Here is a 15,598-nt window from a genome sequence, read left to right as displayed (position 1 = left end):
ACAAAGCCGTCTGAACCTTACCCAGACCTGCCGTCTTCTTGGGCGAAGCAGCGATGCAATAGCTCTATCTCCAGTTGAGCGTGCAGGCCGAGGTCTTTCAGGTAGTCTTCGAGTCCCGCGCAGAGTCCTTCAAACACCCAGAGGTCATTCGGCAAGCCGTCATTTCGCCATCGACCTTCCGCAAGAGCAGGTGGAGTACCAGTTTGCCGTTTCCATAGCGGTTGCCTTGGATCCCGGATTTCGCGTGCCACGAGCCCCTGGCTTCAAGCCCCCACGCCACAATAGTTCCGACAGATTCTGACACGACGAGTGTGCCGGTACCGGTCTTCGATCCCACGCTAACGATCACAGGCGTACTGACCGGGAGCCGGTGTCTGAATTGCTTGATCATGCTGCCCGCCCGGTTCTCGTGAATCACGGGCAGCACCAACGGCAATGAAGCCACACATATCACCGACCTCAGCCGGCCTTCGCCGCGCGAACATGGGCCTGGCTTACGGTCACGGCCGTTCCTTGCAGTTGCATCCCGTTCAGCGCAGCGATGGCACTGGCAGCGCCTTCGTCGGTTTCCATCTCTACGAACGCGAAGCCTCGCGGCTCGCCGGAGTGACGGTCGCACATGATCGACACTTTTTGAACGAGCCCAAAGCCTGCAAAGGCTTCACGGATACCCCGTTCCGTGGCCTCAGAAGACAGGTTTCCAATATGGATTTTCGTCAAGGAATTGCTCCAAGAAACTCCGGCGCCCCAAGAGACGGGAACACGATTCGCTTCTCTAGTTGGCGCCTGATTCTCTGCTTTCTCATTTGGACTTGCGAGCTATGGCGTTACCGCCCGCGCCAAACTCATCAGGTTCTTTCCCGCCATCCCCCAGCGCGCCGACGTCGCGCACTTCCGACACCGAGAACATCTTCCGCAAATCCCACCGATGAGTCCGGGCATCGGCCCTTCGTTCCATTCGGCCGCGTGCAAAACCACGCTCCTGCCGCTTCACGCACGCAATGCCCGTCCCTCCAAGGATTTCGGGCTCCTTCCCTTCCCCAATCCGGAAAGCACGCGCTTGACTTCAACTGTGCTGCTCGGTTTCGTTCGACCAGTGTCGCCGGCAGGAGGGTCACGGGGACGGGCGGCGCGTACCCGTTCCCACACTTCCTCGCGATGGACGTGAACATCTTCGTTGGCCTCAAAACCCAGCCTCACGCTCCCGCCTCTGATGGCGAGGACGGTAACCTTGAGGATGTTCTGGAGGTCGACTTCGCTCGCAATGATCACTGCTTGATCGTTTTTCCTCGACAGCACTAGCATGGCAGAACCTCCCTATTCTTTGCCACGTCATCGGGTACATTTCCACTCCACGTACCCGAAGGTACCGTGTCTGCAAGCAGGTATACCTGCACAGTCGTACCAGTCGTGAATACGCCAACGATGGTGCCGGTTGCCGGCTCGATTTCTGCAATAGCCCCGCGCACCTCGACGCCGGTAATTCTCTTGATCTCCTGCCGCAACGACTCGGAAGCGTTAGCAAACAACTGTCGGTGAAAGTCTTGTATCTGGGCGGCACCCTCGGGGCTTTTCGCCAAGGCCTTCTCGGCCTCCGACAAGGCCCCGTGCAGCGTGATCAACAGCGTCGTGTCGCTCAGTACCACGGTCACGGACTTCGGCGTGTTGCCCGTCCTCTGCTGCTCGAAAACACTGGCCGCGTGGGCAATCTGGCGCGCCATTGTCGAGCCGGGTTTGTCCATGGCGTTCCTCCTTGGCCGCTGCGGCCGTCCACTTCCACCGCAATCAAAAAAGCCGACGCAGCCAAGCACCGGAGAGTGCTCAACCGCGTCGGCTTACTCTTCAACGAGCCACCCGGTAAGGCTGGGCTGCCCTTCATTAAGTCATCCGAGAGTGTGTCACCGGTCTTCACCGGGCGACGCACCTGCTGCTAGAGTATACGCCAACGGCGCGGCGATGGTTGCCAAATTCGTGAATAATGAGAAGATATCTCGCTCGAGGGACAGTCTCATGTTGCGAAGCATGTCGGGATCAGCGCGCTCCGCTTCTTGGCGCTTTGCTTGCGTGGATGCCGGCCTCTTCGTGGCAATGAAGGGATGTCACGATGAAGACAAAGGGAGAAATCGAGTCCGCCATCTGCGAGGGCATCAGGCGCTTTGAACAGGAGTTCATGGGCCGTGGGCCCAAAGACATCCATTCGCACTTGATTGACGACCTTGTCGTCGTACGTCTTCAGGGCGTCCTGACGGCCGCTGAACAGCAGCTGGTTCAGACGCTTCCGACCGAGAAGGGCCGAGACCTGCTCAAACAAGTGAGGACTCAGCTGGTCGAGACTGCTCGGCCGGTTCTGGAATCCATGGTCCTGGAGGTCACCGGCGCGAGGGTCGTGAGCCTGCACCACGACATCAGCACCACCACCGGCGAAGAGATCGTAGTTTTCACCTTGGACGAGTCGCCCATCGTCCGCGAAAAGAAGAAGCCGTGGCCGCAACCTGAAAACAGCCGTTGCGCATAGAGGGACACCCGTGGACAGGGCGAACGGGTTTCGCTTCCTCGGTGTTCTCGCACCCGGTCTCTGGGCGATCGGAGTGTGCGGGCCGGATGATACCCCGCAAGACATGCTTTTCTCAGTAGCATCCAGCCGGAGTAAAAACATCCCAGATTATTCGGTTTACTTCCCCGAGGCACGGGGTATAATCCCCGTAGTCGAATTGACGAGCCGGTCGCTGGCGTGGCATTTGTTCTGCAGGTTCCACTTCCTACCTCTAGATCGTCCTTCAACTTTCTTGGCCGGAACGACGGCCACTTTCAATTGTGATCCTGAAAGTAAAGCAAGGGGTTACGCCCATCTTTCATAGGAGAAAGACGATGGGCAAGAAGTTGTATGTCGGAAATCTTGGCTACGACGTGAATAGCTCTGATTTGGAAACGCTGTTCTCACCGCACGGCACGATTGAGAGCGCCCAGGTCATTGAAGACCGGGACTCCGGCCGAAGCAAAGGGTTCGGGTTTGTCGAGATGGGCACCGCCGCAGAGGCGCAGGCGGCGATCAATGCCCTAAACGATAAGGATCACGGAGGTCGCGCCCTCAAAGTCAACGAAGCCAAGCCACGCGAATCACGCGGCGGATACGGTGGCAACCGCGGTTACGGTAGTAGCCGCTAGTGCATTCTCTGACACCAATACCAGAAGGGAGGGCTGCTCATCGTAGCCTTCCCTTCTCCTGATGCGCTCGGTCCTCACTGAGCACGTACCTGTGCGTCCTGAAAACCGCATCCGGGACCAGAATCGCGGTTTGGGGCGTCTCGTCGAGCATTCGCGATTGACCGTTTCCGGACCACGGCTACGCTCGTAGCCGTTCACACGCAGATACATTAGGTAAGAAGTCCGGGAGCGGAGCATGGGCTGGGTACAGCTGGTTTTCGTTTTCCTTCGGGCAGCAGTTCGGAGCCAAGCTGAGCTGGCTACCGAGAACCTCGTCCTACGGCAGCAACTCGCCGTCCTTGAGCAAGGCTCGAAACGGCCGCGGCTGCGGAACCGGGACCGCATCTTCTGGACCTGGATCGCTCGCCTCTGGCCGGACTGGCGTTCCGTCCTCGTCATCGTCCAACCGGCGACCGTGATCCGCTGGCACAAAGAGGGATTCCGCCTCTACGGGCGATGGAAGTCGCGATCCAGGAAGTCAGGCCGGCCCAAGATCGACGCTGAGATCCGCAAGTTGATACGGCACATGTCGTCGGAAAACCCAACGTGGGGAACGCCGAGAATCCGTTCGGAGCTGCGTCTCCTTGGCTACGAGGCGTCGAAGGCAACCGTAGACAAGTACAGGGTGCGTCACCGAAAACCACCGTCGCAAACTTGGCGAACCTTTCTGGACAACCACGTTCGTGACATTGTGGCGGTCGATTCCTTCACGGTACCCACGGCAGCGTTTCGCATCTTGTTCTGTTTCATCGTACTGCGCCATCACCGCCGTATGGTCGTCCACTTCAACGTAACGGCGCATCCGACGGCGCAGTGGACAGCTCAACAGGTCATCGAGGCATTCCCTGAGGATTCGGCGCCACGCTTCCTGCTTCGCGACCGCGACTCCATCTACGGCGAGTTCTTCCGCCAGCGTGTTAAGCACATGGGAATCGAAGAAGTCGTAATAGCACCACGATCTCCATGGCAGAATCCGTACGTTGAACGCCTGAACGGCAGTATCCGCCGAGAGTGCCTCGCCCATGTTATCATACTCAACGCAGCCCACTTGCGACGAATTCTCAGCAGCTACTTCACGTACTATCACGAAGCTCGCCCTCATCTTTCGCTGGAATGTAATGCACCAGTGCCACGTCGAGTCGAGCATCCATCGGAAGGAAGGGTGATCGCGATTCCGCAAGTGGGCGGGTTGCATCATCGCTACCGACGCGCGGCTTGAGCAACAACTTCGCGTGTCTGGGTCCAAACGAATCGACTGGGACCGGTCCGCGCTTCTGCCGGAATTCAGCGCCGCGTCGACCCGAAAGCCGTCGCGCGCCTCGGCTGCGTCCGCCTTGTCGTGCCGTCAAGCCTAAACCCCGCGAGCACAGAACACTCCGGATAGTGTTTTCAGGAGGGACAGCTCTACGACAGAGGGCGGCCTACGAAAATCTACTGGCCAGACGCACGGATCGTCTTCGTGGTGACGGATGGCCGTGCGCAGCGCTATGAGGTTCGAAGTCGTGAAACGGGTGTGCTTCTCGGCACCGGTCTACGAATGGATTGACCGAGTTGCCCGACTCGCCCAGGCGCGGGCCTCGCTGACGTCCGATCACCCTCAAAGTTAAGTGTCGAAAGGAACTGCAACTCGGTCGCGATCTTGAAGGGAGCTTCGTTGTTCGGCAGCTGGCTGTGTTTCCAGGTTTGCGTCATCGACGCCGTTGGAACTCGGCGATGTACTACAGCTCGACCGGACCTGCATTCAGCCGTTGCTCTCTTCCGGTTTCGGTGCCGACAGCTTGGCCCGCCATTCGGCGGCTCTGGCGTCGTAGCCTTTACCCGGCTCGGCGGCGTGCCAGGCGTCGTAGAGGGCGATCAATTGGTTGATCGTTTTCGTGGTGCGCGCGTGGTCGTCGCCAAAGCCCGCCGCTAGCAGCCCGTGTGCTTCTAGAAATGTCGCTTCGGCGTCGGGATACTTGCGCAGGCCGCTTTGCGCCTCGCCGAGCTTAGCAAGATAATTGCCCAGCCACATTGTATTGTCCCCAGTGTACACGCGCCTCGCCGCCGATTCGCCCGCAAGCAAGACTTTCGCCGCATCGTCGTATCGGCCCATCTTGTTCAGAAGGTATCCCATGTTATTAATCGAATTTAGCGTAGCCGGGTGGTTGTCGCCCAGGACGCGGCGATTACCCTCCAGCGCCTCGCGCCAGTAGGGCATCGCCTCTGCCAACTTGCCCTGAGCCTCGAGCAGGCCCCCCATGTTGGTAATCGAGTTCAGCGTCATCGGGTGGTCGTCGCCCCGAACGCGGCGGTGGCCATCTAGCGCCTCCCGATAGTATGGCTCGGCCTCGTCCAGCTTGCCCATCGCTTCGAGCAGGCTGCCCACGTTGTTGATTGATATCAGCGTAGATGTGTTGTCGTCGCCTAGGACGCGGCGTCTGCCTTCCAGCGCCATACGGAAGTAGGGCATCGCGTCGTCCAGCTTGCCCATCTGCTGGAGCAGGGCACCCATATTGTTGATTGAGGACAGCGTGCTGGGGTGGTCGTCGCCCAGTACGCGGCGATTGCCCTCCAGCGCCTCGCGACAGTATGGCTCGGCCGCGGCGAATTTGCCGTGCGCCTGGAGCAGTATGCCCATGTTTGTGATCGAGGACAGCGTTCTCGGGTGGTCATCGCCCAGGACGCGGCGATAGCCCTCCAGCGCCTCGCGTATGTATGGGCTCGCTTCGTCCAGATTGCCCGTCGACTGGAGCAGGGTGCCCAACTTGTCTTTTGAGTACAGCGTGCTGGGGTCGTCGTTGCCAAGTTCATGTCGGCGGGTCTCCAAGGCGGCTCTCTGTAACGGCATGGCGGCGCTACGGAGTCCAATCATGCGGTAAGTCATTGCCACCGTCTGTAGCATGGCGGCCCGGATGATGGGTTGGCCGGCAAACTCCTCGTCGATGGTCTTCACCGCTCGGGCAAGAACGTGCTCGTCCACGACCTTCAGAGCAAGGTTGGTGGCGTTCACCTTGCTGACAAGATCCGAAAACGACGCCAGGGCCGCCTTCAACGTCGCCGCGTCGGCGCCTTCGCCGGTGAAGTGCGCGCTGATGTCTTCACGCAGCGCATCGACTATCCCGCGACCCATCTCCTCGGCGTCGATGTCGCTGAGCATGGACTGCTGGAACTCCGTAATCGTCTCCAGGTTGTCACGGGCCTCTTCTGCCTCCTCGCGGGCGAGCGCTTGTTCCTGTTCGGCGGCGACGGCATGTAAGCGGAGCCTGTCGGCCTGGGTGTACATCACGCTCATCCAAACGCCGAAGGCGCTGATCGTCAGGAACAACACAACCACAAAGGCAAAGGGGGCCTTGTGGCGTGAGACAAGCTTCTTGAACTGATACATTGCACTCGCCGGTCGGGCGGCGATCGGTTCGTTGTTTAAATACCGATCAATGTCCGCCACCAGCGCCGACGCGCTTTGATAACGCCAGTCGCGGTCCTTTTCCAGCGCCTTGAAGGTTAGGGTCTCCACGTCGCCGCGCAGCGTTCTGCTTAGCGTACTGAGTTTCGGCGGCTGTTCTTCCCGAATGCGTCGTGTGGCTTCGTGGATGGCGGCGCCTTTGAGATTATAAGGTAGACGCTCGCACAGCATCTCGTAGAGGATAACGCCGAGTGCGTAGACATCGCTTCGAGTGTCGATGTCGTGCGGGTCGGCCGCACACTGTTCCGGACTCATGTATTGAAGCGTACCGATGAGTTGACCGACATCCGTCTGCAGCGTCGTGACCGCCATGTCGCTGTCCGTACTGCGGGCCACACCGAAGTCGATGACTTTCACCTGCCCTGAGGAATCCACCAGGATGTTCGAGGGTTTGAGGTCGCGGTGGATGATACCCTTCTGATGGCCGTGGTGGACGGCGTCGCAGGCACTGACGAAGAGCTTCATGCGTTCGCGCGCGCCGAGCTTCTTGTCGCGCACGTAGTCCGTGATCGGTTTCGCACCGACAATGTACTCCATCGCGAAGTACGGAACCGCCACCTCGCCATCCTTGTGGGTTCCCGCATCGTAGACTTGCGCGATGCTGGGGTGGCGAAGTCGCGCAAGAAGCTGCGACTCGTACTCGAATCTTCGAAGCGCCGACCGTGACGCGATCCCCGCGCGCATCAGCTTCACAGCCACCGTCCGCCGCGGCTTTTCCTGAACGGCTTCGTAGACCGTTCCCATCCCGCCCGACGCAATCGCCCGCTTAATGCGGTATTGGCCGATCCGCTGGGGGATACCCGTTGGGCTCGACGTGGGCGTCAGTTCGCGCGTCTCCGTGGGCGAAGACGAAGTATTCTCAGCTTTTGCTGACTCCGGCTGGGCGGACCCGTCCAGGCCTTCACCCCGCGTCTCCCTATGTTCGGTCAATGCTCGGTTCCCTTCTCGGGCGCACTTCGGAACTTAGGCGATCCTGAGCGCGCCCCGCGTCCATCTGTTGGCCCTGGCCAGTTCTGAGAATCCGGTGGCCTGCTGACCATGATACAGAGACGTACCCCCAAAGCTACATGCGGACCGTGACCGCGTGATTCTGCGATTTCACGGCGATTTCGCGATTTGGCTGGTGATGGCGTGACGTGTCGGGCGTACTTCCAAGGTGTCCGGAAGAATCCGTTCTCATGCCTTCCATTGATCCTGTTGCGGAGGCGCGATTAGGCCCAAAGAACCGAATAGAGTTGGCCTTGGCCCTACGTCGGGGGCGGCGGCGAGGCGGTGGTGCGGAAGGGGCATCCCCTGGCAGCTCTGTTGCTGAGGCGGAGGCACCAATCAGCACCCAATCAATTCCCCAAGAGACTCGCCCTGGAGATGGATCAAGATTCGGGGGGCAGGTCACTCCGTGATACCAACTGGTGGACCGAGCGTAGCGGAACCTGCGAGCTCGCGCGGCCCAATCCTGCCACGCATCGACGGGCATCAAACCGGAAACGAATGAAACTTCATCCGGAGGCTCCCCACGGCGCAGAACAACAACGCGTATGCCATCGAGGCGCTGGACGCGACCAAAGAATGCCGCGCCTGAGTGCGAGCGGGTGAGTGCAGAGGCGCGTTTGGTGCGTAAACCTTGTGGTGCAACAGTTTGGCTCTTCGGATACCGCCGAGCACATCCTCGCCGGGAAACCTTGGCTGACGTGCATCGGTCTTCGGTGGGCCCGATTGGTCCCGTGGGACGGGGGCACGAATCCCCCATCCCTGTGAACGTAAATGCCTACCAAGAAAAGACTTACGAGTTGGGAGAATCGCGTACCCGATGAAAAGGAACGAAGAGAAGAAGCGTAAGTCATTGCGAAAAACCGAGTTACATTGGAGGCGGGGGGAATCGATTCTACAGGCAACCTTCCCTAATCGGTCAAAACACCACATTTCGTATGCATCGCCGCTCGACACATGACATAGAGTGACACCATGGTACACCGGTGGACACAGACGGACAAGGAATTCAAGCCAACTACACATATTTCTCAACAAAAACTCGCGCGGTACGCGTGCGGAACAAAGGATAGCCCTCCCCGATTCGTCTGCTCACAATCGCGGATCGACGGGCTCGCTTTCCATCTCCAGCACACCGAAGACACACTCGTGGATGCGGCGGAGCGGCTCACGCCGAACGAATCGTTCCAGGCTCTCCACGCCGAGGGCAAACTCACGGAGCGCGAGTGACCGCTTCGTGCTCAGCGACCGGTTGCGCAACCTGTCGAGATGTTCGTCGGCCGTATACTCTGCGCCGTAGATGATCCGCAGGTACTCTCGACCGCGACACTTCAAAGCTGGCTGGACGAGGTCGTTCTTTCCCTTGGCGATGAAGTGCAGAGGCTTGACGACCATCCCCTCGCCACCGCGCCCGGTCAGCTCAGTCCACCACTGGCAGCCCGCTTCTTCGCTTTGTGGGTCACCGAGATCGACGAGCCGATTCGGCGTCGCCAGCAGCATCTCCTCCCCGGCGGTGCACAGCCGCGCAAGCGTCTCCATGTGCCAAGTGTGATCCTTGTCCGTATGGACTGCACCTTCGCTTGCGAGAATGTGGAACGGTGCGAGCTTCAAGTCGGAGACCGACGCAACTGGCCAGCAGTATTGCCGGTAGGCATCGACGAACTTCGACGCGCTTCCGCCCTTTGCACTATAACGTTCGAGCAACCCGTTCACGTCGCAGCCGCGCTGCGTCGTCCGGGCAAGCGCCTCGACGACATCAGGAACGGCGGCGCGCGCAGCCGCTCCAACGGCGGCATACTGGCTGCGCAGTAGCTCCTGGGCCTTGGCTGACCACGGCATAAGCTCGCAATCCAGGCACAGCCAATCAGTACCTAGCTCCTGCCACAGCCCTGCCCGCTCGATTGCGGCATTGATCCGCTGCAAGAACTCAGCCTCGATCACGTCGTTGTTGAAGAACCGCCGCCCTGTCCGTGTGTAGCAAGAACCGATGCCTTCATCGATGACGCCAAACCGCTCGCGTGCCACGCTCTCATCGCGGCAGATCACTACGACCGCACGCGACCCCATGTGTTTCTCTTCGCAGATCACTTGGTCGATTCGCTGACGCCTGAAATAGGCAAACGCTTCGGCTGGATGCTCGAGCAGCCCAGGCTCCTTCGACGTTTCGCAAGGCGACATCGTTGGCGGCAGGTAAATCAGCCACTTCGGGTTCACAGCGAAGCGGCTCATGACCTCCAATGCGGCGATGCTGTTCTCCTCACGGATCGTTACGCTGGCGCGTAGCCGGGTCGTTACGATGCGCTTGCCGGTGACATCTGAGATGTCGAGCAAATCGTCGTGTTCCTGTTGAGCCGTCAGACCGGAATCCCCGTCCCCCGCGGTGGGGAAGGGCTTGGCGGATTCGAAGTAGACTCTTGCGGCCGGCACGGAGACGAGCTCGCGCTCCGGGTATCGCAGCGCGGTCAGCTTGCCTCCGAACACGCAGCCCGTGTCGATGTTGATCGTGCGGTTAAGCCACTGCGGCGCAGGCACCGGCGTATGACCATAGACGACCGACGCGCGACCGCGATATTCCGACGCCCAGTCGTAGCGGACGGGTAATCCAAACTCGTCCGTCTCGCCGGTTGTTTCACCATAGAGGGCGAACTCACGCACTTTCCCCGATCCCCGCCCTTGCATCTCCTCTTTCATCCCCGCGTGCGCGACGACAACCTTGCCGTCATCCAATACATAATGGCTCACCAGCGAATAGATGAATTCGGCGAGGTGGTCGCGGAATGCCGCCGCGATGTCCTCAGGCAGCCCGTCAAGCTCATCAACCGTTCGGTCCAGACCGTGCTTGATCTGTACGTTCTTCCCGCGGAGCAGGCGATAGAGCTTCATGTCGTGGTTGCCGGGGACGCACAGGGCATGACCGGACTTGACCATGTTGTGCACGAGTCGGAAGCAATCGAGGACGCGCGGACCGCGATCTCCCAGGTCGCCGAGAAAGACTGCTTTCCGGCCTTCGGGGTGGGCGTAGACGGGCCCGCTGTCGAGCGTTTCGCCCTCCCGACGCTCGGTGACCCCGTAGCCGAGGGTGCCCAACAGTGCTTCCAGCTCATCGCAACAGCCGTGCAGATCACCAATGATATCGAACGGGCCATGTTCATTTCTCAGGTTGCTGTAAAGCGGCGTTCGCTCGATCGCACTGATGGCCTCGACTTCTTCGACTGAACTCAGCTTGTGGATGTGGCGGAATCCTTCTCGCTTCAGCCCGCGCAGACCCCGACGCATCTGGCTGAGTTGTTGTACGATCACGCGCGGCCCGAAGTTACGATCCGGACGGTCACGATTACGCTCGATGCAAATGGCCTTGGGAATATCCAACACGAATGCCACGGGCAGGCAGTGGAACTCCCGCGCCAGTGCAACCAGCGGCTTCCGGTCCTCCGGTCTGATGTTGGTCGCGTCCACCACGGTCAGCTTGCCAGCAGCCAGCCGTTTGCGGGCGATGAAGTGCAAGACATCGAAAGCATCGCCCGTTGCAGTTTGGTCGTTCTCGTCGTCAGAAACGAGGCCACGGCAGTAGTCACTCGACAACACCTCAGTCGGTGTGAAGAGCCTGTGCGCGAAGGAAGATTTCCCGGACCCGGATGGACCGATGAGTACGACGAGCGAAAGTTCAGGAATCGATACTTGCACACGCTCTCCTACTGACCGTTCGCAGTTCCTCCATCGCCCCCGCATCGCGTTCGTCTTGCGGCATCTAGTAATGCCTTGCACTCACTACATCCAGTGTCTTTCTTGATCGTTTCAGGCCAGGCATTTGAGAACTCTTTACTTCCTCCATCAAGGATGTGCTTAATTACTGATGCAAACGAGGAAGCCAAATCCGACGACGAGGGCCATGGCACCGTTGGCCCACCATTCGGACACTCGATCCTCAAAGCACTTTCCCCGGAGTTGAGCAATCCAGAGATACGCGACCACCCATACCCAGTGCTATCCTTGTGTCGAGCAATTCCGGCAGTGGCTTCGCCAAGTTCGTCAAAAGCAAGGAGCGTGTTGCAGGTGAAAGCTCGAATTTTAAGCTGAAGGTCAGCCTTGCGCCTTCTTGTTCTCTTCTTGAGGACGCGTTCGCATTCGTCGGTACCAAGTTGGGAAGCTCCGAGCAGAGTTACATGCAGATTTTTCAGGTCGTTTCTTCCTGCCCAGGTGGCAACCGAATCTACCGTCCCGGCGAAACTGCTGCCGCTTACGACTTCGTCCAAAATAAGATATTCGTCAACCCCGACCGCACGCAGTTCATCCAGCAGGTTGAAGAGCTGCGGTTCACGATCCTTCTTGGATTCACCCTTTGGGCTGTGCTTCAGGTCGCGGATGAAACGTACTTTCGGCCCAATATCTATCGCAATTGAGCATTCCAACCCTAATGCAACGCTTCCGGTTGGGAAACCGACGAGACCTGCATTTGTTGATTGCATCCGACCCCGAACGTAGTTGGCGATTTCTGCGATCATCCTCGCGTAGTCAAGAAGTTCGTGCGCATTGAGAACCAATGGGGCAGCTAGGATTTCAAGCGGGGCAGCCTTGAACTCGCCATCCACAAGGTCCTCAACGCTACTCTTGATTCGCTGGACGTTGTGGCTGTTCATTTGAACACTCCCATCTGTGTTGGCGAGCCGACTTCGGTGTCTACTGGCCCGACTGGCGCGAAGCGGACCGCGTACCCAAACCGCTCGGCCACATCCTTTGCCCACGTCTGAAACTCGGTGCGCGTCCACTCGAAGCGGTGATCCTTGTGACGGAACTTGCCAGCCGGAAGCGTCTCGAAGCGGACATTGTATTCAACGTTCGGCGTGGTGACGATCACGGTTCGCGGCCTCGCGCACTCGAATACAACGCGCTCGAAGGCCGCAAGTCTTGATGCGTCAAGGTGTTCGACTACTTCGACGACGGTGGCTGCATCGAAGCCGGCCAAGCGCTCGTCACGATACATCAGCGATCCGTGGATTAGCTCGATGCGTTCTCGCTGCTTGGGCGGCAAGCGATCAAAGTTGAGGCGGCGTTGCGCAGTCTCCAGCGTACGGTACAAAACATCCATGCCAATGATCCGCGCGAACGACTTTTCCTGGAGCAGGAGCTTGAGCAGCTTGCCCTCGCCGCAACCCAGATCAATCACCGACTTCGCGCCTTCGTCACGCAGGGCTGCGACCACGGCTTCCAAACGCTGATCGTTCAGACGCAGCGGTGCTTCGACAGCCTCCTCTTCGGCGGCGTGGACCTCCTCAACCTCGTCGGCGTCCGGGCTCTCCTCCTCGACGAGTCGTTCGAGTGCGGCTCTCATCAACCCGGTCCGATGTTTGAGGTATCGCCGCGCAATCAACTCCTTCTCCGGGTGCGATTCCAGCCAACCTTCACCCTTGGCCAGAAGCTTCTCCACTTCGTCGCCGCCGACCCAGTAATGCTTGTCGTCGTCAAGCACAGGGATCAGCACGTAAAGGTGTGTGAGCAGATCCTGCAGTCGGCACTCTGCGCCCAACTCGACCGTGTAGTACGAGCTCTCTCCCCATTCCGGGAACGTCTCGTCGAGCGGATGGCGCGTTGCGACTATGCGATAGCCCAAGGGCTCGAAGAGGCGCCGCAACAGGACCTCGCCGCCGCGACAGGGAACGACACTCAGCTTGGCCATCAACGGCATTGGCTGCTCGACCAGTTCGCGTCTCTCCTCACAGCGGCCAGCCATCGCCGACCCGTACACGCGCGCGATCGCCACGCTCATCAGCGATGAAGCGACGAATGGTCGATCATTGACGTACTGCCGAAGATGAAAGCACTCGCCAGCCGGGCCACGGCGGTTACGGACCAAACCAATCGGATCGACATCGAGCAGCAGCGCGGCTGTGCAGCAATCTTCGCCAGCCTCCGGGTAGAAGACGTGGGCCTTCCCGAAAGCCAGATCGAAACTCTGACAGCGATCCGGGTGCTTGTGGAGGAGCCAGCCCAGGTCCGTTGCTTGCTTCATCGTTGTAGTAATTGACAAGAGCAATCTACGTCTCGCATACCTGTGCCATCTGACCACTACTAGGATGAGGAGGTCAAATTCTGCCGTTAAGCTTACCGAGCTGTGCTTCCGCTAGCGACCCCAATCAACTGCCCAGCGGGTGGATTCGACGGGCCTGAGCTTCGGCCCATGCCAGCCACTCTTCCAGTGTCTGACCGTCTCGGAGTTGGTCGTCCGGCACCCGGCCGAAGCGGCGTACCTCCTCGATGTAGTCCATCAACAGGCGGTACTGTTGAAGCGCTGCGGCCGCCTTGTGCATTGCTTCGACCCGGCTCTTTTCCTCCTCGATCTTTCTCCGACGTTCCCAATCTTGACGACGCGCCGCTTCGTCCGCTTCGCGCTCTTGCCGGACATCGGCCAGGCTCTCAATCACATCGGCCACGGCTTTGTTCATCAGCTGAGTGATCGCTTGATTGCTCGACAGATCGACAGGCCCACCCGGGACAAGCACCAGATCGCCGGTCGGCACATCGTCCCACTTCGGTATCCGCATTCGCGGATACCGTTCCTTCTCACGTAGTTCCTTGGCAGTCGGCACATGTTCTACTCGCCGCTTCTCTTCGTATACGTAAATCTGAGTGCGATCTCGCCCACCTACGGCAAACGTGCCGGAACCCCGATGATCCTCCGCGATCTCAACTTGCAAGTCTTGGCCTTCCAGCGCCTTGATGAACCGGTCCATCACGGCCAAGGCCCTCTTTCGTACGCCTTTGCTAGCACGGATGTCGAGGGATCTTGGTGCGTAACGGCTCGAGTGCTGATACGGATCGCTGTTGGACCACGAAGCTTGCGTAGCCTGGGTCAGTTTGTGCGGTCTTGTCAGGCGCAGCTTGACCGTGGGAGGCGAAGTTGCCTCAATCCCCCCCGGCGCCCCAAGTTCCGTCGCGGCTGCACTGGTTGGCTCATGGTCTGTTCGATGCGTGGCGGGCATAGATGATCCTCCCGTGCGGGCTGGGAGTTCGTGTGTCCGTCGTTCCGACGGCCGATTGGCGACATAATAGCAGCTCGACGAATCCTGCCCAAGACACAGGAGGTGATACCGTGTCCGCTGTTGACCGCGAAAAACTCTACGAGCAGGTGTGGACCATTCCCGGAAGCCGCTTGGCACCACTCTATGGAATCTCCGATGTCGCGCTTGCGAAGGCGTGCAAGCGACACAAGATTCCGCGGCCGCCACGAGGCTATTGGGCCAAGTTGGCTGCAGGCCAAAAGCCCCCACGAAAGCCACTGCCAAAGCTCCTCAGTGACCGGGATTCCGTCGTTTTGATGCAGGGGTGGCAGCTGCCTGAAGACGCTTTCGAACAGAACGTCCAGGGGCCGAATCACGGCACGCCGGCAACGCAGGCCGTTGCCGAGGCCGATGCCATGCCACACGAGCTAGTGGTCGCCGCTCAGTCCCAACTGGCTGCCGCAATACCGGATCAGAACGGCTTGCTTCGCACCGACTCGAAGACGGTACTGGACGCGCAAGTCTCGTCGGATTCGGTCCAGCGCTGTCTTGCACTTTACGAGGCGCTGATTCGCAAGTGGGAAGGACAAGGTGGGACTGTCCGTGCGGCAGCGACAGGCGGCGGCCAAACTGCGCTGGCGATTGGAGAGGATGAGGTCTACGTTCGCATCGTTGAAGAAATCGACGAGAAGAAGCCCGTCTCGGACCCCGCGCGACTGACAGGCCGTTTGTGCGCCCAGTTGTACGGCGAAGATGTTCGCAGGCAGTGGGCGGATCGGAAGACGCAACGATTGGAGAAGGTGTTGAGTACACTCGTCACAACGGCGGCTGCCGCCGTCGCCGGCATCAGAGTAGAACGGCTGGATGCCGAGTGTGTGGAGCGCCAGCGCCGGCGTGTGCAAGATCGGCGCCAGGCGGTAGCCAACAAGAAGAACCGTGAGTTCGGGCGGCGTCAGAAGCTGATGGAGTA

The 15,598-nt window shown here is 59.5% G+C and carries 13 protein-coding genes; 4 read left to right on the top strand and 9 right to left on the bottom strand.

Features of this window, described 5'->3' with window-relative positions; all coding sequences use genetic code 11:
• Positions 1–17: 17 nt before the first annotated feature.
• From J5J06_00185 to J5J06_00170, 4 genes are all read right to left on the bottom strand, one after another.
• A complete protein-coding gene (locus tag J5J06_00185; GenBank protein MCO6435489.1) occupies positions 18–155 on the bottom strand; it encodes a hypothetical protein in 138 nt (45 codons plus the stop codon).
• Between the two features lie 304 nt (positions 156–459).
• Positions 460–720 (bottom strand): RNA-binding protein, encoded by a 261-nt coding sequence (locus tag J5J06_00180; GenBank protein MCO6435488.1) that lies wholly within the window; start codon positions 718–720, stop codon positions 460–462.
• 270 nt (positions 721–990) lie between these two features.
• Positions 991–1,305: a carbon storage regulator gene (locus J5J06_00175; protein ID MCO6435487.1), complete on the bottom strand. Its 315-nt coding sequence runs from the start codon at positions 1,303–1,305 to the stop codon at positions 991–993.
• Positions 1,299–1,742, bottom strand: a complete 444-nt coding sequence (locus J5J06_00170; protein MCO6435486.1) for a DUF2294 family protein — start codon at positions 1,740–1,742, stop codon at positions 1,299–1,301. Before J5J06_00170 ends, J5J06_00175 begins: the two co-directional genes overlap by 7 nt.
• Positions 1,743–2,104: 362 nt before the next feature.
• Here J5J06_00170 and J5J06_00165 point away from each other — a divergent pair, with 362 nt between their 5' ends.
• The 3 genes from J5J06_00165 (at position 2,105) to J5J06_00155 (ending at position 4,423) form a co-directional block, all read left to right on the top strand.
• On the top strand, positions 2,105–2,515 hold the full coding sequence (locus J5J06_00165; protein ID MCO6435485.1) for a DUF2294 domain-containing protein: 411 nt from the start codon (positions 2,105–2,107) through the stop codon (positions 2,513–2,515).
• 353 nt (positions 2,516–2,868) lie between these two features.
• Entirely contained in the window at positions 2,869–3,165 is a 297-nt protein-coding gene (locus tag J5J06_00160; protein ID MCO6435484.1) for an RNA-binding protein, read from the top strand.
• A 235-nt stretch (positions 3,166–3,400) separates the two neighbouring features.
• Positions 3,401–4,423 carry an integrase core domain-containing protein gene (locus J5J06_00155; protein MCO6435483.1) on the top strand — a complete coding sequence of 341 codons (1,023 nt, stop codon included), beginning with the start codon at positions 3,401–3,403 and terminating at the stop codon, positions 4,421–4,423.
• Between the two features lie 522 nt (positions 4,424–4,945).
• On the opposite strand, the gene J5J06_00150 is transcribed toward J5J06_00155, so the two are convergent.
• The 5 genes from J5J06_00150 to J5J06_00130 form a co-directional block, all read right to left on the bottom strand.
• Positions 4,946–7,576: a serine/threonine protein kinase gene (locus tag J5J06_00150; GenBank protein MCO6435482.1), complete on the bottom strand. Its 2,631-nt coding sequence runs from the start codon at positions 7,574–7,576 to the stop codon at positions 4,946–4,948.
• 1,149 nt (positions 7,577–8,725) lie between these two features.
• Complete coding sequence (locus tag J5J06_00145; protein ID MCO6435481.1) at positions 8,726–11,317, bottom strand: polynucleotide kinase-phosphatase; 2,592 nt, start codon at positions 11,315–11,317, stop codon at positions 8,726–8,728.
• Positions 11,318–11,325: 8 nt separating this feature from the next.
• Positions 11,326–12,270: a hypothetical protein gene (locus J5J06_00140; GenBank protein MCO6435480.1), complete on the bottom strand. Its 945-nt coding sequence runs from the start codon at positions 12,268–12,270 to the stop codon at positions 11,326–11,328.
• Complete coding sequence (locus J5J06_00135; GenBank protein ID MCO6435479.1) at positions 12,267–13,664, bottom strand: 3' terminal RNA ribose 2'-O-methyltransferase Hen1; 1,398 nt, start codon at positions 13,662–13,664, stop codon at positions 12,267–12,269. Before J5J06_00135 ends, J5J06_00140 begins: the two co-directional genes overlap by 4 nt.
• A 100-nt stretch (positions 13,665–13,764) precedes the next feature.
• A complete protein-coding gene (locus J5J06_00130; GenBank protein ID MCO6435478.1) occupies positions 13,765–14,364 on the bottom strand; it encodes a hypothetical protein in 600 nt (199 codons plus the stop codon).
• A 356-nt stretch (positions 14,365–14,720) separates the two neighbouring features.
• Between J5J06_00130 and J5J06_00125 the strand changes: the two genes are divergently transcribed.
• On the top strand, positions 14,721–15,598 hold an 878-nt coding region (locus J5J06_00125; GenBank protein MCO6435477.1), incomplete at its 3' end, for a hypothetical protein.

The sequence above is a fragment of the Phycisphaerae bacterium genome (assembly GCA_024102815.1).
Taxonomy (GTDB): domain Bacteria; phylum Planctomycetota; class Phycisphaerae; order UBA1845; family UBA1845; genus JAGFJJ01.
The sequence above is the reverse complement of the archived record's forward strand: the minus strand, read 5'-3'. Positions and strand labels throughout refer to the sequence as shown.